The organism is Enterobacter sp. 296B2 (assembly GCF_034106185.1).
Classification (GTDB): Bacteria; Pseudomonadota; Gammaproteobacteria; order Enterobacterales; family Enterobacteriaceae; genus Enterobacter; species Enterobacter cloacae_N.
In genome coordinates this window covers 37,161-57,650 of the sequence record NZ_JAWNCA010000008.1, presented here as the reverse complement: position 1 = coordinate 57,650, position 20,490 = coordinate 37,161, and the positions used below count along the sequence as shown (strand labels likewise).

The window sequence follows — 20,490 nt, the reverse complement described above, 5'->3', positions numbered from 1 at the left end:
TTGCTGAATGAGAAACTAATTGTCTATATCATGCCGCGTATACGCTGCCTGCTTCAAGGGCGGCGCACCGCGATGACCGGCTATAAGGATAGATGACGTGAAATTGAGATGGTTTGCTTTTTTGATTGTTTTGCTGGCTGGCTGTAGTTCAAAACGTGATTATCAAAACCCGCCCTGGAACCCGGAAGTGCCGGTGAAACGGGCCATGCAGTGGATGCCGATCAGTGAACAAGCCGGAAAGGCCTGGGGCGTCAGCCCGCGTCTGATCACCGCCATTATTGCGGTGGAGTCCGGCGGCAATCCCACGCTTGTCAGCAAATCCAACGCGGTGGGTCTGATGCAGCTGAAAGCCTCAACGGCGGGGAGAGAGGTTTACCGCTATATGGGCTGGAGCGGACAGCCATCGACCAGCGAGCTGAAGAACCCGGAACGTAACATCTCCATGGGGACCGCTTACCTGAGCATTCTGGAACATGGCGTGCTGAAGGGCATCGAGGATCCGGAAGTGATGCAATACGCGCTGGTGGTCTCGTACGTGAACGGCGCAGGGGCGCTGCTCAGAACCTTCTCCTCTGACCGTAAAGAGGCGATCGAGGAGATCAACGACATGGACAAAGATGAATTCGTCGAGCATGTGGCGAAAAATCATCCGGCACCGCAGGCGCCTCGCTATATCTGGAAAGTACAGAAAGCGATGGATGCCATGTAATGTCGCAAACGGGCGGCGCTCGCTGCCCGACTTCTCTCAAAGCACCTTATTCGCACGTTCCCGTGCTTCCCGCTCCAGCGAATAGATAATGCGCTGCAGCTCGCGCTCGGCGCCCGGACCGACGTTCAGAAAACGGAAGCTCAGCCGCGGCGAGGTAATCGTTTCATTTTTGCTGTCCACCACCGTGCGCTCGCTGATGGCAATCAGCTGTGCATCGAAATAAAAACGGCCCCAGCCCGCCATATCCAGTTCAATTTGCGTAAACCGCATGCCTTCTACCAGGCCCTCCGGTTTAGGGGTATCCATCAGCGCGCCCATTCCGCCCAGCGACAGGTCAAAGAGACGGAAGCGGATCTCTTTTTTGTCCGGCATTTTAGCCTTACAAAAATAGGCAGGATGAAGCGGGGCGCTGATGCGGAAATATTCACGACGCTGGACAAACCAGAGGTTGCCAGGAAGGGGGGTAACAAAAGCCGGGAGCCCCTGGTATTCACTCATTTCAAGTCGCAGGAGGACAAACTCCACTTTGGCCCCATGGGTTTCGGCCATGACGACGATATTCTCTGCTTTCAGCGCCGCGCGGTTTTCATACTCCTGGCTGCCCAGGTCAATAACCAGCCGCTCCTGCGAGACGTCAAGGATCTTGCTGATAAACTGATTATTCGACCAGCTGATGCGCAGCGGCACTTCGCCTTTTTGCAGGTCGCGTAATACCCCTAACACAGCCAGCGGATTTTGCTTGAGGAACTGCTCACTGTAATGACTCACGCCGGGTGGCTCCTTGATTGATGACGGACTGTCTTAGCGTTATCGGCAATCCACCCTCAAACTTAATACAAACCGGTGAGTTTTTTTGCCTGTTTAAGCAAAGATAAGTCGGTGAGCTGAAAATGGTTTTTCGGCGATGACCTATACTTAAGCTAGCTGTGCAGAAGGTTTTCTGCACATGCGTTTAATCTGCAAGAGGGCATTGCTATGGGTATCATCGCCTGGATTATCTTTGGCCTTATTGCTGGCGCTATCGCTAAACTGATCATGCCGGGAAACGATGGCGGCGGCTTTATTTTGACCTGCGTACTCGGGGTCGTTGGTGCGGTTGTAGGCGGCTGGCTGGCGACGATGTTTGGTTTTGGAGGCAACATAAGTGGTTTCGACCTGCACAGTTTTCTGGTCGCTGTCGTGGGTGCCATTGTGGTGCTGGGCATATTCAGGTTACTGCGACGAGCATAAACTGACGTAAATGACTCTCTGCGGAGGGCCGTTTTTTTGCCTGAGTATTGATTTGTTAATCTAAATGATAATAATTGTCGTTCCGTATTGCATCTAACAACAAGACGACATTATGAACTCCTCACGTTTTACGTTATGCGCCCTGGCGGGTGCCGTCACGCTGGCACTGCAGGTCCAGGCTTTCGCCGAAGAATCCACCATTGTCGTCACGGGCTCAGAGCAGGGCAGCGCACTGCCGGCCTGGACGAACAGCGCCACAAAGTCGGCCGTTGCCGAAAGTAAAACGCCGCAGGTCATCAACACGCTCTCGGCGCCTGAAATTGAAAAGCGTCACGCGAACTCCGTGAATGAAATTCTGCGCTATGCTCCGGGCGTCTCGACCGAGGTGCGGGGTAACACCTCCTATATGAGCGAATACAAAATTCGTGGCTTTACCGTTGACCAGGAGTTCTACAACGGGCTGCAGTTGCCCTATAACGTCACCGGCAACACCAAGGCGCGCATCGATCCGCTGTTAATAGACAGCGTCGATATCCTGAAAGGGCCTTCATCGGTGCTTTACGGCGGCGCTTCGCCGGGCGGGCTGGTAAATATTCAAAGTAAAAAGCCGCAGCGGGAAGCCCGAACCGAGGTCGGTTTTAATACCGGGAACCGTAATCTGAAAGAAGGCTACCTCGATTCGACCGGACAAATAGCCGACAGCGACTGGAATTACCGTCTGCTGGGTAAGGCGACGGAGAATGACGATCAGCCGCACACCAGCCGCTATGAAAATTACCTGGTCGCCCCGTCCGTCACCTGGCAACCCGACAGCAAAACCCGCCTCACGCTGGATGCGCTGGCGCAAAATTCCCCGAGCCTGACGCCGTCGAACCCGCTGCCGTTCGCTTATTTGCGCTCGAAATATGCCGATCGCCGGGATTACGCCGGCGATGAGTGGAGCGGGTTTAAGCAGCGCCAGTGGATGCTGGGCTACAGCTTCGAACACGAGTTCGACAGCGGCTGGGGCTTTAGCCAGAAAGCGCGCTATTTCGACGTCGATACCCACCAGAACAGCGTCTACGCGACGGGAACGGGGAGTGAGGTCTATCAGCTTAACCGCTTTGCCTATACCACCGATGAAGATCTTAAGAGCTTCAACATTGATAACCAGGTGACCAAAACCGTTGCGCTGGGCGACTGGAAACACCATCTGCTGGCCGGGTTTGACTATCAAAGGCTAAATTCCCATTTCCACTACCGTTACGCGTCCGCCACGCCGGGCATGGATATGCGTAATCCTGACTATTCGCAAATCCATGAAAGCGCGCTGGGACTCTACACCGCCCAGAAAAACCGCCTCAGCTATCAGCAGAACGGGTACTACCTCCAGGATCAGGTGGAATTTGGCGGCTTAAATCTGCTGGGCAGCCTGCGCTACGACGATTACCGCTCCGTCACCACCGATTACCTGCAAAATGGCGATAAGGCCTGGGTATCGCAGGATCGCGTCACCAAACGTCTGGGCGCGCTTTACGCATTCGATAACGGTATTTCGCCGTTTATCAGCTATTCAGAAGGTTTTGCACCAGTGTCGCCGCAGGGAACGCTCGTGGCGAAAGACGTCAAGCCGACCACCAGCAAGCAGGTGGAAGGCGGGGTAAAATATCTTCTGGCAGAGTACGCCACGACGTTTACCGCCTCGGTGTTTAACATCCGGCAGAAAAACGTTGTCACCTCCGATCCGGGCTTCCTGAACTACCGTCAGACCGGTGAAGTGGAATCCAAAGGCGCGGAGCTCTCCGCCATCAGCCGTCCGACGGATAACCTGACGCTGATTGCCAACTATGCGTACACCCACGCGATCAACCGGGAAGATGACAAGTACAAAGGTAAACGTCCAACGCAGGTCCCGGAGAATGCCTTCAACCTCTGGGGTGATTACACCTTTGAGAACACGCCGCTGAAAGGACTGATGCTGGGAGCGGGCGCACGCTACACCGGGCCGATGGAAATCTCTCCGGCAAACGATGCGGGTAAACTCGGGGGCACTACGCAGTACGATCTGGCGGCCTCGTACCGGATGGGCGAAATTCTGCCTTCGCTGGCAGGGCTAACGCTTAAAGCCAGCGCGCAGAACATCACCAATAAAGAGACGTTGACCTGCTATGACGCGACCAACTGCTGGATTGGGCGTGACAGGACGTATCAGCTAGGGGCGAGTTACAGTTTCTAAGTAACTCCCTGTGAGTTCAAAATGTAGGCCGGGTAAGGCGAAGCCTCCACCCGGCAATATCCTTACTGCGCCGCAGCTTTCACCGGCGCAGCCTCATCGTTCGCCGCAGGCTGATTTTCCGGCACGCTGTCGCACGGTTTCTCTTTAGGACAAACCAGATCCAGCATTTTCAGCGTCACGCCGTTGCTCCAGCCGAACCCATCCTGCAGCGGGTACTCTCCGCCGCCACCGCCGGTACCGGTAGAAGAGACATCATACTTTTCCACCAGCTTCTTCTCGCGGTCGTAAGTATGCTGAACGTTCTTCAGGAAGCGCCAGGTTACGTCCATCGCCACCTTGTTCTGCCCATAGTTCTGCAACCCTTCCGTTGCCACCCACTGCAGCGGCGCCCAGCCGTTTGGCGCATCCCACTGCTGGCCGCTGTTGATGGTAGTGGTGGTAATACCGCCCGGTTTCAACAGGCGCGCTGAGGTGGCCGCGGCGACTTTATCGGCACGATCCTGCGCCGCCGCCTTCACGTAAAGTGGGAAGAGGGCAGCTGCCGTAAGCTGGTTGCGCACCTTCTTGCTCTTGAGATCGTAATCGGCGTACCAGCCCTCTTTATCATTCCACAGATGACGCTCAATGGCTTTCTGACGTGCAGTTGCCAGCGCTTCATATTTACTCGCCGCCGCGCTGTCGCCCGCCTCCTGGCTCGCTCGCGCAAGCAATTTTTCCATTTTAAACATCAGGGCGTTGAGATCGACGGGCACAATGCTGGTGGTGCGGATGGTGCCGAGTTTTTGCGGATCGTCCATCCAGCGGGAGCTAAAGTCCCAGCCAGAGGCGGCTGCGGAGCGCAAATCGCGGTAGATCTCCGTGGCGGGGCGGTTAGGATTACTCTTCGCCGTGGTGATATCGTCAAGCCAGGACTCCGGGCGCGGGGTATCGCGATCGTCCCAGTAGCGGTTGAGGACCGAACCGTCATCCAGCTTCACCACGCGCTGGTTAGCTTGCCCAGGCTGAAGGCTATCTACGCCCTCCATCCAGTAGGCGTACTCTTTCTCCATCTGCGGACGGTATTTCTTCAGTGCATCGTCGTCGTGGGTCGCCAGCAGTTCAACCATCAATGAGAAGAACGGCGGCTGGGAGCGGCTCAGGTAGTAGCTGCGGTTGCCATTGGGGATATGGCCAAAGGTATCAATTTCCCAGGCGAAGTTATCCACCATATCGCTGATTTTGTCCCAGTGGCCGCTCTCCGCCAGGCCCAGCATGGTGAAATAGCTGTCCCAGTAGTAGACCTCGCGGAAGCGCCCGCCGGGCACCACGTAAGGCTTCGGTAACGGCAGCAGGGAATCCCATTTGTTGCTGGCTTTATCCGTGGTGCGCGTCAGTACAGGCCAGAGGTCGTCAATGTGTTCACGTAAACTTTGTCCCGCAGGCGGCACATATTTTTCACCTTCCTCAGGCAGCGTGAAGTTCATCTCCACAAAGTGGCGCAGGTCAAAACTTGTCTGGGTGTGCTGCATCCGATAATCCGCCAGAATCATCAGCGGGTCGCTTTTGGGAACGGCATCAGCGAAGGTTTTCTGATCGGGAAACAGTTTGGCACTCTGCACGTCATTAAACAGAGGGCCAAGCAAAATATCGGGTGAATTTTTCTGATAGGCTGGCTTTTCGTCGGCATAGCCCATCGTTGCCACACCGAGTAGCGCGCCTCCTAGCGCGAGGTGCAAAAGGGCAGGGCGTAAAGTACGAGGTCTTATCATCGGTTCGTCTCCTGTATTCCTGAGCAGCGTGACCGCTGTTATCAATCACCTGAAAACCTTAGACGAATATCGCCCGCTTCGCGTGTTGAATATCCCATTTTGCGCAGAACCAGACAATTTACCGCTTCGCACGCCCTGTCCGGAAGGATTTGTTGTGTAAATGGTGTTAGAACAATTATGCCTTTAAATAATTATATTCATTACGCATTAAAATATTGATGTGATTAATGGAATAAGAGTGTGAAGTAAATAGTATTTCTTTTGTTCATCGTGAGATGTTTTCTCTGCGCCGATCACATAAGTTAAAATTCATAATTCACTTATCAAAAAACATAATAGCACCCCAATGAGTATTTGGTCGAAATGGCGATGCTCAATATTTGCGTATTCACTTTTATAATCAGGATGGATTCTATGAAATTAACAAAAACGGTAATACTGATAAGTGCATTCTATTCCGGCGCGCTTTTCGCGGCACAACCCTCGACGAACGTGGAAGAAAAGCTGGCGCAACTGGAAGCGCAAATTCAGGCGCTTAAACAGCAGCAGGCGGCCGCCGCGCAGGCAGCATCCGCCGTTGTTGTGAGGTCGGAAGAGCCGGTGAGCAAAGCCGAACCGCCAAAGCTGACGCTTTCAGGGTATGGTGATATTAAATTTTATGGCGACGTCGAGTTTAATATGGATGCCGCGAGTAAGACCGGCAGTCTGACGTCCGTTAGGCAAAGCGCTAATAGCGACTGGGCACCAGGAGATAAAGAACGCTGGGATATTAACGGACGTATTTTATTAGGCTTTGATGGTTATCGTAAAATGGATAACGGCAATTTTGCCGGATTTTCTGTTCAGCCCCTCGGCGATCTCGTCGGAAAAATGTATCTTGATGATGCGGTATTCTTCTTTGGTTCTGAGAGCGACTGGGAAATTAAAGTCGGACGCTTCGAAGCGTACGATATGTTCCCGCTCAATCAGGATACCTTTGTGGAATACTCAGGAAATACCGCAGACGATCTCTACAGCGATGGCTACGGTTATATCTATATGCTGAAAGAGGGCCGCGGGCGAACCGACAGCGGGGGCAACTTCCTGATGAGCAAGACGCTGGATAACTGGTATTTTGAGCTGAATACCCTGTTTAAAGACGGCAGCGATTTGTACGTCGACCAGCGTTATCACGGCGCAGAACTTGAGAACGATAAAAATGTGGCTTACGTGCGCCCGGTCATCTCGTGGCAGGACGGGCCGTTTTCCACCGCGGTCGCCATGGAGACCAACCTGGTGAACAACGCATACGGCTATCGCGACGACGCAGGGCGCTGGGTCGATCAATCCGACCGTACCGGCTACGGGTTTACTATGACCTGGGACGGGCTCAAAACCGATCCGCAGGACGGGGTGGTCATGAACCTCAACACGGCTTACCTGGACGCGACGGGCGAAACCGACTTTACCTCAGGCATCAATGCCCTCTGGCATAATTTTGAGCTGGGTTATATCTACGCCCATAACGAAATCGACGAATTCAATACCTCGACGTTTGACGCAGAGTGCGAGAACGACTGCTGGATCACCGACCCGGGCGAGTATGACATTCATACCATCCATACGTCGTACCTGATCCCGAATGTCATGAAGATGAAAAACTTCAACGTCTATCTGGGCGCGTATGCGTCCTGGGTCAACGCTTCCCCGAAAGAGGGTGATAATAAAAACGACGACCGCTACGGTGGCCGCGTGCGCTTTAAATACTATTTCTGATGCCCGCCTGCCGGTCAGATCTCTTCCGGGGTCTGGCTGGCTTCCCGCAGCGTGCCCGGCGCATGGCCAATGATGCGCTTAAAGGCCCGGCTAAACGCTGCCAGCGATCCGTAACCCAGCCTAAGTGCGACCGTTTCAATCGGCTGGTTTTCGTGGCGAATGTACTGAATCGCCAGCCGCATTCTCAGCTCGCTGAGATACTTTGCCGGGGTGGTTCCCGTCGCGGCCAGAAACCGTTCGGCAAACACGGAGCGGGAGGTGCCCGCTTCTTTTGCCAGTTCCGCCACGCTCCAGTTCAGGCCAGGCTGCTGGTGCATGGCATAAATGGCCCTGCTCAGCCGCGGGTCGCGTAAGACCTGCACCCAGCCGGTGGCTTTCCCGCAGCCAGCCTCAACCCAGCCGCGGACGATCAGCGCCGCCACCACGTCAGCCAGCCGGGCGAGGATCCCGGCAAACCCGACCTGTCGTGTCATTGACTCGCGCTCCATGGCCGCCAGCAGCGGATGGATTTCCGGCCAGGTGGACATCAGCCGGCTGACCATCATCACTTCCGGCATCGCTTTAATCAGCGGCTGCATCCCGCCGAGCTCAAAATTCATACACCCGCTAAAGATGATGGTGTTCTCGTTCTCCGGACAGGGCTCGCAGGTAATCGCACAGACCGAGCCGCAGATAGGCTCGCTGGGAAAGGCGTTCACCGGGGTAATGGCTGCCTGTGCGTCAGAGAGCAGGGCATGGGAATTACCGCCAGGAATAAACAGCGCGTCGCCACTGCTCAGTTCAAACGTTGCGCCGCTGTCCATTCGGAGCAGGGCACTTCCGTGGCTCACAAAATGGAACTACGCCTTACCAGGTGCCTGGTGGAACGCCACGCCAAACGGCGCGCTGGCTTCAATCCGTCGGTATTTCACGCCCGACAGGCGCATGCCGCGTAAAAGTTCGCTGATCAAATCGGGGGACTGTACGGTCATGCCGCAACTCCGGACGAATAATCAATAAGTGGAGATTATATGTCATAGATCGTCCACGGTGAACCCTCTATGCTTTTGCGACAGTTGTCACATTTTTATAACGGGAGAATAACAGATGAATTCATGTGTCGCGGCGAGAGAGGCCGTTGCGCCTGCCAGACCCGCCTGGCGGGCCGTCTATTCACTGGGGCTGGGCGTGTTTGGTTTGATAACGGCAGAGTTCCTGCCGGCCAGTTTGCTGACGCCGATGGCCGCGAGCCTTGGCGTCAGTGAGGGCATGGCCGGGCAGGCCGTCACCGCCACCGCGCTGGTGGCGCTGGTCACCGGTCTGCTGATCGCCCCGGCGACCAAAAATATCGACCGTCGCTGGGTATTGATGTTTTTCTCCGTGCTGCAAATCATCTCCAGCCTGCTGGTGGCCTTTGCGCCCACGCTGCACGTCCTTCTGATGGGGCGCCTGCTGTTAGGGGTCGCCATCGGTGGGTTCTGGGCGATGTCGACGGCCACGACGATGCGTCTGGTTCCGGCGGATAAGGTGCCGAAAGCGCTGGCGGTGATCTTCTCCAGCGTGTCGATTGCCACCGTGGTTGCGGCCCCGCTGGGGAGCTATCTGGGCAGCCTGATTGGCTGGCGCAACGTCTTTGTGCTCTGCATTCTGCCGAGCATGCTGGCGCTGCTGTGGCAGATCTGGGTACTGCCGTCCATGAAGCCAGAGAGCAGCGGTAGCCTGAGCACGTTGTTCCGCGTGCTGCGTCGTCCGGGGATGATCGGCGGCATGCTGGCCACTATTCTGATCTTCAGCGGCCATTTCGCCTTCTTTACCTACCTGCGCCCATTCCTGGAAACGGTGGGGCAGGCGAACGTTGAGACCATTTCACTGATCCTGCTGGGTTTTGGGCTGGCGAACTTTGTCGGTACTTCCGTTGCCGGGCACCTGCTGGCACGTAATCTGCGCCTGACGCTGGCGCTGGTGCCTTTCGCCATGGGCATACTGGCGCTGGCGATGGTGGCGTTTGGCCATCTGGCGATGCTGGACGGGTTCCTGGTGGCGCTGTGGGGCTTTGCGTTTGGTCTGGTTCCGGTAGGCTGGTCAACCTGGCTTGCTACCACCGTTCCGGATGAAGCCGAAAGTGCAGGAGGGCTGCTGGTGGCCTCAATTCAGCTGGCAATCAGTGCCGGTGCGGCCGTGGGCGGAGCGGTATTTGACCTTAACGGTGCCAGCGGAGTATTCGCCGGAAGCGGGTTGCTGCTGGTGACGGCGATGGTGGTTGTGTTGATGGGCGTGAAGGTCAAAGCGGAGTAATTTATTTGCCGGGTGAGCGCTTGCGCCACCCGGCCCCAGGCTTACAGCCCTTTCTTATCCATCCACACCGCCAGATCCACCAGGCGGTTAGAGAAGCCCCACTCGTTGTCATACCACGCCAGGATCTTCACCATGTTCCCGCCAATCACCAGCGTGGAAAGCCCGTCGATAATGGAGGAGCGCGGGTCGCCCTGATAGTCGCTGGAGACCAGCGGTTCATCGCTATAGCCCAGAATGTCTTTCAGCGGCCCGCTGGCTGCCGCGTTACGGAACGCGTCATTCACCTCTTCGGCGGTTACGTTCCGGCTGAGCGTTACCGTTAGATCCACAATCGACACCACCGGAACCGGCACGCGCAGAGAGTACCCGGTGAGTTTGCCGTCCAGTGAGGGAATGACTTTGCCCAGCGCTTTCGCCGCGCCGCTGGAGTAAGGCACAATCGACAGCGCCGCCGCGCGCGCGCCGCGCAGATCTTTCTCCGGCTGGTCGTGCAGCGCCTGGCTGTTGGTGTAGGCGTGCGTCGTGTTCATCAGACCATGCTCAATCCCGAACTGTTGATGCAGCACCTGAGCCGCCGGCGCCAGGCCGTTCGTGGTGCAGCTCCCGTTACTGACGACCACATGCTGAGCCGGGTCGTAGCGATCGTGGTTCACCCCCATCACAACCGTCAGATCGTCATTCTTGCCGGGCGCGGAGATGATGACGCGCTTTGCACCACCGTGCGTGACGTGCACCGCTGCTTTTTCCCGCTCGGTAAAGAAGCCGGTGGCCTCTATCACCACGTCAACGCCGACATCGCGCCACGGGATATTTGCCGGATCGCGCTCGCTAAACACCGTGATCCGCTGACCGTCCACCTGCAGCGCGCCGTCAGCCGCTTCAACGGGCGCGGACAGTTTGCCCAGAAGGGAATCATGTTTCAGCAAATGGGCGAGGGTTTTACTGTCCGTCAGATCGTTAATGGCCACAATCTGAAGAGCCGGGTTACCCAGCGCCGCGCGCAGGAAATTACGTCCGATACGGCCGAAACCGTTAATACCGACCATAACCATGGTGCACTCCTTATCTCTGTTGTCTGGAGTCACTGTAGGCGTCGGGCTGGTTGGCGTAAATGACAAAAAAGGATCAGATTACGCCATCTTGCGGCAGTGGAATCGCTGGCGGTACTCGCCGGGCGTGAGGTGAAGCTGCTTCTCAAAGATGCGGCGCAAATTAATGCTGGTGCCAAACCCGCTTTGCTCGGCAACGCGATCAAGGGGATCATGGGTCTGCTCAAGCAGCTGCCGGGCGGCGGCCAGGCGCGCTTCGGTCACGTAGCGGGCAGGCGAGACGCCCGCGTCGCGGGTAAATACCCGGGTAAAATTGCGCGGGCTCATCGCCACCTTTTCGGCCAGATTTTCCACACACAGGTCGGCGGTGAGGTTCTGCAGGATCCAGGTTTGCAGCTCGCTTATGGGCCCCGATGTGCCAGGCTGCTGCAGGCTATAGCGGCTAAACTGCAGCTGTCCGCCGGGACGTCGCAGGTACATCACCATATCCTGTGCCACGTCGCGGGCGAGGGTGAAACCGTAGTCGTCCTCCACCAGCGCGAGGGTCAGGTCGAACCCGGAACTGACGCCGCCGGAGGTCCAGATGGGGCCATCCTGAATGTACAGCGGGCCCCCTTCGACATGGATAGACGGATACCGGGCTTGCATTGTCTCCAGCAGCCGCCAGTGGGTGGTGGCGCGACGACCGTCCAGAAGGCCGGTCTGGGCCAGCAGCATCGCGCCGCCGCAGATAGAGGCTACCCGCCGGGCATGCGGCGCAGCGAGGTGCAGCCAGTCCACCACCGCCGTGCTTTCCTGCTCGTTCATCCCGCGTCCGGTGATGATAATGGTGTCCAGCGGTTCGCGCGGATCCAGCTCCGGCAGACGATAGTCCGCCAGCAGGTTCAGACCGGACTGGCCGTGGATCACCTGGTGAGGCTGCGTGGTGGCGATGATAATACGGTAGCGGGGCCGGGAAAGCCCTTCCGGATGCAGCCGGTTGGCCTGCATCAGAATGTCGGCGATACCGGCGGCTTCAAACAGCATGCCACCGTCGGGAACGATAATTAAAATTTTCTTCATGTCCTGAAAAGTACCTTTACCACAAAATAAGTCAAGCGGCGCGTGCCCCCACATTTCTGGCAAAGCAAAGCGATTTAAGTTCTTTGTTATTTCAGGCGTTATCCCCGATCGTCAGGGCACTGTCTCTGGCGAAACGGCGTCTGAAGGAATGAGTCAACGAAGCTCCCTCTATTTACATCCGCAACAACGCGAACAAATCCGCCATCTCGCATCGGGTTTTATATGGCGAAGCGAACTGCCCACGTGGCTGTTGATCGTCACTATTTATGCCGGCTGGTTTGCCACGCTGGCGTTCTGGCAAACGCTGGGCCTGCTGCCCGCCACGCTGCTGCTCATCGGGTTTACCGCCTGGTACATGTCGCTGCAGCATGAGCTGATCCACGGACATCCCACCCGTTTCGCCTGGCTTAATCAGCTGCTTGGCACGCTCCCGCTGGCGGTCTGGTATCCGTACGGCCTGTACCGGGATTCCCATCTTGCGCATCATCGGCACCATAGCCTGACCGATCCGGTGGATGACCCGGAGTCGTACTATTTTACCGACGAGAGCTGGGCACGTTTTTCGCCGTGGCAGAAACGCGCGATCCGCGCCCGGAATACCTTTATCGGGCGGCTGGCGCTGGCGCCGCTTCTGGATATCCTTCAGACGCCTGGCAGCGCCGTGACGGCGTTTCGTCATCGTCAGCCGCGGGCGATGGCGATGTGGCTGGTTCACGCTCTGCTGCTGGCGGCGCTTTTCGCGTGGATGGCGCATCACAGCTTTTCACCCGTCTGGTTTGTGCTGGCGGTAAGCTATCCGGCGCTGGCGCTGACCAAGGTCCGGTCGTTTTACGAACATCGGGCGGCGGACGATCCGCTCGCGCGCTCGGTCATTAACGAGGCCGGGCTGTTCTGGCGGGTGCTGTTTTTGAATCTCAACTACCATTCCATTCACCACGATTTACCGGGCGTTCCCTGGTACGGGCTACCGACGATCTACCGGCAAAATCGGGAGGCGTACCGGCAGCGTAACCACGTCTTTGTGGTCAGGGGCTACGGTGACTGGCTACGCCAGTTCTGGACCCGGCCTGTGGAGGTCACCGTTCATCCCGGAAAACAACAGGAGGAGAGGTATGAGTAACCTGCTGGCGTTTCCCATGTACGCCGTGGATCGCGCCGACACCTGCGCGCTCTGGCTGGCGGTGCAGCGTCTGCTGGCCGCACGGGATGTGCCCGTCGATCCTGTTCCCGGCTGGCCGGAGTCTGACCTGCTGACCCACTGGCGGCAGCCTGAGCTTATCCTCAGCCAGACGTGCGGCTACCCGCTGGTCACGCAGCTCCCGGACGTGCAGGTGGTCGGCTGTTTTCACTACACCGTGGAGGGCTGCGAAGGGTTCCAGTACCGCAGCTTTCTGGTGGCGCGCGAGGAGGATCGGCACCTGACGCTGGCGGATTTTCGCGGACGTCGGGCGGTCTGTAATTCGGTAGACTCGCAGTCCGGCTATAACGCACTGCGAAAAAAGGTGGCTCCCCTGATTGTTGACGGGCCATTTTTCTCACAAACGTCATTCAGCGGCAGTCACCGTCAGTCCCTGATTGACGTCCAGCGCGGAAAGAGCGATATCGCCGCCATCGACTGCGTGACCTGGGCGCTGCTGGAGCGTCATGAGCCGGAACGGCTTGCGGGGCTGGCGGCGATCGATCGTACCCCGCTTACGCCTGGGCTGCCATTAATCACGTCGCAACGCACGTCCCCCGAAACACTCAGTGCCATTCGCGATGCGCTACGCGAGCTGGTGAGCGCGCCGGAATACCGGGAGGTTTGTGCCGCGGTGCTAATCGGCGGTTTTAGCGTGGTGACGCGCCAGGCTTACGCCACATTGACCGCGTGAAAAATCGCCTGTGCGTCGGTAAAACAGCGCAGCGCCAGCGAGGAGACGGGCTTCTGCCTGCGCATAATCAGGCCGACGGGGGCCTCAACGTTGGCATCGGCGATGGGGACGATCCTGAAATTGTTGTTCAGTTCCTCAAGCCCGTTGTTCAGCGGCATCACGGCGCAGCACACGCCGCTCTGAACCGCCTGAATGATCTGGTACGTGGAGTCGCTCTCGAAAACGGACCTGGGTTCGATGCCGGCTGATTTAAAGCTGGCCTCCATATGCGCCCGGTAGTGCATCCCTTTGGTCAGGAACCCCAGCGGAAAATCCGTCAGATCGCGCCAGGTGAGCGTTGTCTGGTCCAACTGGAAATGACGGGTATCGTGCAGCAGGCCCATCTTCGTTTCAGGAAGCTGGATAATATCAAACAGGCTGGTGTCGATGCTGTTGAGATAGCAAATCCCCAGTTCCAGCTGGTTGCGGCTGACGCCGTCCGCAATCTGCGCCGAAGATATAGAATAGAGGCTGTAGGTCAGCTCCGGGTACTTTTGCGTCAGCTGGCGGATAAAGATCATCGGATCCACGCTCGCCAGAGGCACCATCCCCAGACGTAATTCCCCCACCACCTGACCTTTGCACAGCGCGGCTTCCGCCTGCAATCCGTCGTGCGCGGCGAGCAGCGCGCGCGCCCACGCCAGAATACGTTCACCCTCCGGTGTAAACCCTTCAAAGCGCTGTCCGCGCACAATCAGCACCAGCCCGAGCTCCTCTTCCAGGCTGCGGATGCGCATGGAGAGGGTCGGCTGGGTGATATTGCACCGCGAGGCCGCTTTACCAAAATGGCGGGTTTCGTCGAGCGCGAGTAAATATTTTAACTGTTTAATGTCCATCACTCTTCTCTGCGCGTGAAGCCTTACAGCATGCGGATCTCTTTCGAGCGCAGGGTAATGCGAACCGGAACCGATTTATACGACGGCGTGCCGCTGTCCTTATCGAGATAATCGAGCGGCACCAGCACGTTGGCCTCCGGGTAATAGGCCCCGACAGAGCCCTGGGCGATGTTGTACGCCACCACGGTGATATCCTCCAGACGCTGAGCGCTGCCGGGCAGGGCGGTTTCAATATCCACGCGATCGCCGTGTTCCAGCCCCGACTGCGCCATATCCTCTTCGTTCATAAACAGCACGTCGCGGCGGCCAAACACGCCGCGGTAGCGGTCGTCCAGGGCATAAATGGTGGTGTTGTACTGATCGTGGCTGCGCAGCGTAATCAGGCGCAGAACATGCTCGCCTTCGCCGCTGGCGTTCTCGTGTACGCCGTCGAATACCGAAAACATCGCTTTGCCCGTCGCGGTCGGCCAGATACGCTGCGTCGGCGGCAGCGGCATGCGGAAGCCGCCGGGAACGCGGATCCGCGCATTGTAGTTCTCGAAGCCCGGGATGGTCTGCTCAATCAGATCCCGGATGCGGTCGTAATCCTCGACCAGCGTCGTCCAGTCTACACGGGTTTTCGGCAGCGTGGCTTTCGCAAGGCCTGCCACGATGGCGGGCTCTGAGCGGAGTAACGGCGAGGCGGGTTTTAGCTTGCCGGAGGAGGCGTGCACCATCGACATGGAGTCTTCAACGGTAATGGACTGACGGCCGGTGGCCTGCATATCCAGCTCGGTGCGGCCGAGGCACGGGAAAATAAAGGTCTCTTTGCCCACCAGCAGATGGGTACGGTTGAGCTTGGTCCCAACCTGCACGCTCAAATCCAGGTTACCCATCGCCGGAAAACCCCGTTCGTGATCGGGCATCGCAACGGCAAAGTTCCCGCCGAGGCAAATGAGCGCTTTTGAGCGACCGTCGATCATGGCCTGCGTCGCCTGCACCGCATCATGCCCGTGACGGGAAGGGGGCTCAAAGCCAAACACCTCTTTCAAACGCGTCAGGAAGGCGGGGGTGGGCTTCTCGCTAATCCCGACGGTGCGGTTCCCCTGAACGTTTGAGTGGCCGCGCAGGGGGCAGATCCCCGCGCCGGGCTTGCCGATATTCCCGCGCAGGAGCAGCACGTCAGCAATCAGGCGGACGTTGGCCGTGCCTTTATTGTGCTGGGTAATCCCCATTCCATAAGTAATGATGGTGGCGTTTGATTTTGCATAGGCCTCGGCCACCTTTTTGAGCGCTGCCTGGCTGAGCCCGGACTCGCGCTCGATGTCATCCCAGCGGGTCTGCGTGATATCGGCAGCAAAGTCGTCAAGGCCCTGGGTGTGTTCTGCTATAAAGGCACGATCGAGCACGTTACCGCGTTCGGCCTCCATTTCAAGAAGATGTTTAGCAATACCTTTCAGCGCGGCAGCATCGCCCCCGGCCTTCACCTGGAAGTAGGTTGAGGCGATATCCGTAGAGCTATAGGTTGCCATTTCAATCACGCTTTGCGGGTCCGCAAAACGTTCGAGGGCGCGCTCGCGAAGCGGGTTGAAGACGATAATCGGCACGTTGCGACGAGCCAGCTCATGAAGGGTCCCCATCATTCGCGGATGGTTCGTGCCGGGGTTATGGCCGATGGAGATCACCAGCTCGGTCTTGTCGAAGTCGTCCAGCGAGACGGTACCTTTCCCAATACCGATGGAGCGCGGCAAGCCGACGCTGGTGGCCTCGTGACACATATTCGAACAGTCCGGGAAGTTATTGGTGCCGTACTCCCGGGCGAACAGCTGGAACAGATACGCCGCTTCGTTGGAGGCACGTCCGGAGGTATAGAACTCGACCTGGTCCGGTTCGAGCCCGCGCAAGATTTCCCCAATGCGTTGAAACGCCTCGTCCCAGTCGACGGGCCGGAAGGTATCGCTAGTCCGGTCATAGCGCAGGGGATGCGTCAGACGCCCGTAACCCTCCAGCTCAAAGTCCGATTTTGCCAGCAGCGAGGAGACGCTGTTTTCCGCCAGAAACGCGGGCGTCACGCGCTTGCTGGTCGCTTCCCACGTCACCGCCTTGGCGCCATTTTCACAGAACTGGAACGTTGATTTGTGTTCTTTATCGGGCCACGCGCAGCCCGGGCAGTCAAAACCGTCAGGCTGGTTGGTGCGCAGCAGCGTAGCGGGGGCTTCAAAGGTATCCATTTGAGTCCGTACCGCAATGGCCGTCGCTTTTAACGCGCCCCAGCCGCCGGCAGGACCATCATAGTGTCTGATACCGGGAACTGATCGTCTTTTCGTGTTCATACATACTCCTGACGTGTTTGATCGCGCAACGGCTGGGTAATAAGCAAAAGCAATGACTGGCATAAAGGGGAACCCATGCGATCGAGTTATAGCTCTTGCCTGTAATCATATTTATAACAATGGGTTAAATCGGTGTATGTGTAACTATTTAAAGAAATTATAACGAAATTTTATCATTTTAATAATAAATTATATCTATCATGTGTTCAGTCTGAGCGATGGCGGTAGCGGGGCGATAATGTAGTCAGGGTGAAATTTCAAATGAAGGTTGCGTGGTTTGCAGCAAAGCGAATCCGAACAGAAAAGGGAATGCTTCACAATTTCATCGAGGGAAACGTCATAAATGGTGTAGCAACGCTTAATTGTTATAATATCCAGGTGATAATAACGGGGAAAAAGTAATGGCTAAAAGAGAAACTTATTTTGAAGTGCAAAATTAACTTTTTTCAACCCTGCTGAATAAGCTTCATATATTCATCTTACCCCTTCCAGTAATTAATGTTACATGGCTAATGCAACAAATAATTCATACTGGATATATTTTCTTCACCTCACAAAAAGCTAAAATCTACTAGTTATGGTAGTAGTAATAATAGAGTGACTGCGGTAATGAAAGTAATTCTTTTTTGGGGTTAATCTTTAAATATCAATTGGATAACTGGTTGTCTGGCGGGTGAAATAGAGGGTCGCGCTTAAATCATATTTTTTTCTCAGATTAATCCTATAATCATTCATGTGCTTCTTTAAGCACCACTTGTCAGGCAGGAAATATTGAATTGCAGGCAAGCTCATGTAAACTTGTTTACCGTTTGTCAAAATATGTCAGGAAGACGCTGGGCCTTATTCTGAAGGGCTCGTGCGGTAGCTATGCCTTAAAATTAGTAACACCCCGAAATTATCCTGACTATTTTAACAATAGCACCTAAGTCAAATTTCATCCCCTTATCTCCATCATCAAAATATCGCTACGGAAAAGCATATGAAAATGCGCGTACTGTTTTCACTTCTGTTTGTAATGGCGGTGGCGGGCTGTAAAGCGCCACAGAAACCGGCAATCACCGACGACACGATTGTGACCAGCCAGGTCAACGGCGTCACCCTGACTCACCGTCACGCCGTGGTGCCGCCAACGGAATTCACCCCGCTTAACGAGCCTTATCGCGCCATGTACCCGGCCTCCCTGATGAGCCGTCCTGATTTTGGCGGAAAGGTTATCCGTACGCTGGATACCGGCAAAACTTATGTGGTGCTGGGGCAGGTTGAACACTACTGGATGGCGCTCGCCGATGAGGGGAACGACCAGCTGATTGGCTACGTCCCGATGCGTGCCGTTATCAAAGCCGACCAGTACGAAGCGACCGTTCGTAAACAGGCCATTCGTCCTAAGGCGCGTAAAAAGGCGACCTGCGTCGATGTGGATGGCAACAGCAAAGCCTGCAAAGACAGCGCTAACGGTACCTGGATCCTGAACTAAACGGCTTTCGTGGGCGTATTTTTATGAATAATAAAAAGTTTCATCGGCTGTGGTTAGTCTTTTACGCGGCGTTTTTCGCCCTTGTCAGTGGTTGTACGTCGTCTTCACACAGCGACCCTTCCCGCTACAATCTGCAGTTTCAGGCTCATCCACAAATCAATGATTCTGCGCCACTTAAAGTCCGGGTGCTGTTGTTGAAATCCGATGCGGATTTCATGTCCAGCGACTTCTATTCCCTGCAGAACAACGCGTCAGCAACGCTTGGCGCGAATCTGCTGAACAGCGATGTTTTCTTCCTGATGCCGGGACAGCTGTCCAAAACCCTCAGCGGTCAGAGCGATCCCGAGGCGCGCTATATCGGCGTGATGGCGGAATATCAGAAGCTGGACGGTAAAAAATGGCGCGTTTCACTCCCGCTGCCTGTGCCAGGCGAAAATCATATCTACCAGTTCTGGAAATGGTCCGCGGATGAACTCCAGGCCAACGTTTTTCTCGACGTAAACGGCATTCGGGTCATCAGCCAGTAACGCGCTTCACAACAGGAAACACATCATCATGACCAAAGCAGAAAAGGTCGTCTGGACCGAAGGCATGTTCCTGCGTCCACACCATTTTCAGCGGACTGAAAGTTATCTGCTCAACCATGTTCGTGAGTGGGGTGCGCTGCAGCGTTCTTATCTCTGGGGCTTTCTCGACGTAGAGCTGGACGAAGCAATGCTTCGCCAGGGCTGCATTGCCCTGAGCTACTGCAGCGGGTTACTGCCGGACGGCACCTTTTTCCAGGTGCGCAACGGACGCAACGGTCCCGCGCCGCTAAAAATTCCTGACAACCTCACCAACGAAAAGGTGGTGCTTGCGCTGCCGGTTCGTCGTGGCGAGCGGGAAGAGGTGATCTTCAGCGAAGAGCCGGCCTCGCTGGCGCGCTTCGTCGCGTTCGAGCAGGAGGTGGAAGACGATAACGCCATGTCGGTAGGGGATGCTACCGTACAGTTTGGCCGCCTGCGTCTGACCCTGATGCTGGAAAAAGACCTCACGGCAGAATGGACCGCCATCGGCGTGGCGTTTGTGACTGAAAAACGCAACGACAACCACGTGCGGCTCGATAACAGCTACATCCCGCCGATGCTGAACGCCAACAACAGCCCGCAGATCTACAGCATGATTAACGATCTGCACGGCTTGCTGGTGCAGCGCAGCCAGCAGATTGGCGGCCGCCTGCGCCAGCCTGGCCGCTTTAACACCTCTGAACTGATTGAATTTACGCTGCTGTCGCTGGTGAACCGTCATCTGGGCGAGATTTCACATTTGAAAACGCTGCCGCTGCTGCACCCGGAAACGCTCTGGCGCAGCTGGCTGCCGTTTGCCACCGAGCTCGCCACCTGGACGTCGCAGCGTACAACCGAGAGCGTGCTGCCGATTTACGATCACGACGATCTGGCGAACTGCTTCAGCAAGCTGATGCTGATGCTGCGTCAGGGGCTGTCGCTGGTAATGGAAGACCACGCGATTCAGCTGCCGCTTAACGAGCGCTCCCATGGCCTGAACATTGCCACGGTGCCTGAAACCAGCATGGTGCGTGAGTTTGGCTTCGTGCTGGCGGTAAAAGCCAACGTGCCGGGCGAACACCTGAAGACCCATTTCCCGGCGCAGATGAAGGTCGCACCGGTCTCGAAAATTCGCGATCTGGTTCAGCTACAGCTGCCGGGCATTATGCTGCGCGCCATGCCGGTCGCGCCACCGCAGATCCCGTGGCATGCCGGCTACAGCTACTTTGAGCTGGAGAAGGGCAGCGAGCTGTGGCACGAGATGGATAAGTCCGGCGCATTCGCCCTGCACCTTGCAGGGGAGTTCCCGGGGCTGGATATGGAGTTTTGGGCCATCCGTAGCCCGACAGAATAATAAAGCGAGCGCTTAAT

16 protein-coding genes and 1 pseudogene are annotated in these 20,490 nt (G+C 56.4%); 10 read left to right on the top strand and 7 right to left on the bottom strand.

Annotation, left to right across the window (positions count from 1 at the left end; translation table 11 throughout):
- The first annotated feature begins 97 nt into the window (after nt 1-97).
- On the top strand, nt 98-709 hold the full coding sequence (gene emtA, locus URZ40_RS08195) for a membrane-bound lytic murein transglycosylase EmtA (protein ID WP_116339290.1): 612 nt from the start codon (nt 98-100) through the stop codon (nt 707-709).
- A gap of 36 nt (nt 710-745) precedes the next feature.
- On the opposite strand, the gene URZ40_RS08190 is transcribed toward emtA, so the two are convergent.
- Complete coding sequence (locus tag URZ40_RS08190; RefSeq protein ID WP_116339292.1) at nt 746-1,477, bottom strand: flagellar brake protein; 732 nt, start codon at nt 1,475-1,477, stop codon at nt 746-748.
- Nucleotides 1,478-1,684: 207 nt separating this feature from the next.
- Between URZ40_RS08190 and URZ40_RS08185 the strand changes: the two genes are divergently transcribed.
- Both URZ40_RS08185 and URZ40_RS08180 read left to right on the top strand, forming a co-directional pair.
- Entirely contained in the window at nt 1,685-1,939 is a 255-nt protein-coding gene (locus tag URZ40_RS08185) for a GlsB/YeaQ/YmgE family stress response membrane protein (RefSeq protein WP_008502662.1), read from the top strand.
- A 112-nt stretch (nt 1,940-2,051) separates the two neighbouring features.
- Entirely contained in the window at nt 2,052-4,154 is a 2,103-nt protein-coding gene (locus URZ40_RS08180; RefSeq protein ID WP_320720293.1) for a TonB-dependent siderophore receptor, read from the top strand.
- 62 nt (nt 4,155-4,216) lie between these two features.
- Here the strand turns inward: URZ40_RS08180 and URZ40_RS08175 are convergent, their stop codons facing one another.
- Nucleotides 4,217-5,902 carry an alpha,alpha-trehalase gene (locus URZ40_RS08175; protein WP_163329900.1) on the bottom strand — a complete coding sequence of 562 codons (1,686 nt, stop codon included), beginning with the start codon at nt 5,900-5,902 and terminating at the stop codon, nt 4,217-4,219.
- A gap of 414 nt (nt 5,903-6,316) precedes the next feature.
- On the opposite strand from URZ40_RS08175, the gene URZ40_RS08170 reads away from it, so the two are divergent.
- A complete protein-coding gene (locus tag URZ40_RS08170) occupies nt 6,317-7,657 on the top strand; it encodes a carbohydrate porin (protein WP_320720290.1) in 1,341 nt (446 codons plus the stop codon).
- A gap of 14 nt (nt 7,658-7,671) precedes the next feature.
- On the opposite strand, the pseudogene URZ40_RS08165 reads toward URZ40_RS08170, so the two are convergent.
- Nucleotides 7,672-8,628: pseudogene (locus URZ40_RS08165) on the bottom strand (cupin domain-containing protein).
- A 115-nt stretch (nt 8,629-8,743) separates the two neighbouring features.
- Here URZ40_RS08165 and URZ40_RS08160 point away from each other — a divergent pair.
- Entirely contained in the window at nt 8,744-9,931 is a 1,188-nt protein-coding gene (locus URZ40_RS08160; protein WP_116339302.1) for an MFS transporter, read from the top strand.
- A 41-nt stretch (nt 9,932-9,972) separates the two neighbouring features.
- Here URZ40_RS08160 and gap read toward each other — a convergent pair whose 3' ends face one another.
- Both gap and URZ40_RS08150 read right to left on the bottom strand, forming a co-directional pair.
- Complete coding sequence (gene gap / locus URZ40_RS08155; protein ID WP_320720289.1) at nt 9,973-10,983, bottom strand: type I glyceraldehyde-3-phosphate dehydrogenase; 1,011 nt, start codon at nt 10,981-10,983, stop codon at nt 9,973-9,975.
- 78 nt (nt 10,984-11,061) lie between these two features.
- A complete protein-coding gene (locus tag URZ40_RS08150) occupies nt 11,062-12,042 on the bottom strand; it encodes a GlxA family transcriptional regulator (RefSeq protein WP_116339306.1) in 981 nt (326 codons plus the stop codon).
- A 148-nt stretch (nt 12,043-12,190) separates the two neighbouring features.
- Here URZ40_RS08150 and URZ40_RS08145 point away from each other — a divergent pair, with 148 nt between their 5' ends.
- Together URZ40_RS08145 and URZ40_RS08140 are read left to right on the top strand one after the other, a co-directional pair.
- A complete protein-coding gene (locus URZ40_RS08145) occupies nt 12,191-13,162 on the top strand; it encodes a fatty acid desaturase (RefSeq protein WP_320720287.1) in 972 nt (323 codons plus the stop codon).
- Nucleotides 13,155-13,913 (top strand): PhnD/SsuA/transferrin family substrate-binding protein, encoded by a 759-nt coding sequence (locus URZ40_RS08140; RefSeq protein ID WP_320720285.1) that lies wholly within the window; start codon nt 13,155-13,157, stop codon nt 13,911-13,913. Before URZ40_RS08145 ends, URZ40_RS08140 begins: the two co-directional genes overlap by 8 nt.
- Here the strand turns inward: URZ40_RS08140 and URZ40_RS08135 are convergent.
- Both URZ40_RS08135 and URZ40_RS08130 read right to left on the bottom strand, forming a co-directional pair.
- Nucleotides 13,892-14,788 carry a LysR family transcriptional regulator gene (locus URZ40_RS08135; protein ID WP_320720284.1) on the bottom strand — a complete coding sequence of 299 codons (897 nt, stop codon included), beginning with the start codon at nt 14,786-14,788 and terminating at the stop codon, nt 13,892-13,894. The two genes, URZ40_RS08140 and URZ40_RS08135, sit on opposite strands and share 22 nt — an antisense overlap.
- Before the next feature lie 23 nt (nt 14,789-14,811).
- Nucleotides 14,812-17,100: an FdhF/YdeP family oxidoreductase gene (locus URZ40_RS08130; protein WP_320720283.1), complete on the bottom strand. Its 2,289-nt coding sequence runs from the start codon at nt 17,098-17,100 to the stop codon at nt 14,812-14,814.
- A 979-nt stretch (nt 17,101-18,079) separates the two neighbouring features.
- Between URZ40_RS08130 and URZ40_RS08125 the strand changes: the two genes are divergently transcribed.
- The 3 genes from URZ40_RS08125 to tssK are packed head-to-tail and all read left to right on the top strand — an operon-like array spanning nt 18,080 to nt 20,473.
- Complete coding sequence (locus URZ40_RS08125; protein WP_163329910.1) at nt 18,080-18,574, top strand: SH3 domain-containing protein; 495 nt, start codon at nt 18,080-18,082, stop codon at nt 18,572-18,574.
- A 23-nt stretch (nt 18,575-18,597) separates the two neighbouring features.
- Complete coding sequence (tssJ, locus tag URZ40_RS08120) at nt 18,598-19,101, top strand: type VI secretion system lipoprotein TssJ (RefSeq protein WP_116339318.1); 504 nt, start codon at nt 18,598-18,600, stop codon at nt 19,099-19,101.
- Between the two features lie 28 nt (nt 19,102-19,129).
- On the top strand, nt 19,130-20,473 hold the full coding sequence (gene tssK, locus URZ40_RS08115) for a type VI secretion system baseplate subunit TssK (protein WP_320720282.1): 1,344 nt from the start codon (nt 19,130-19,132) through the stop codon (nt 20,471-20,473).
- Nucleotides 20,474-20,490 lie beyond the last annotated feature (17 nt).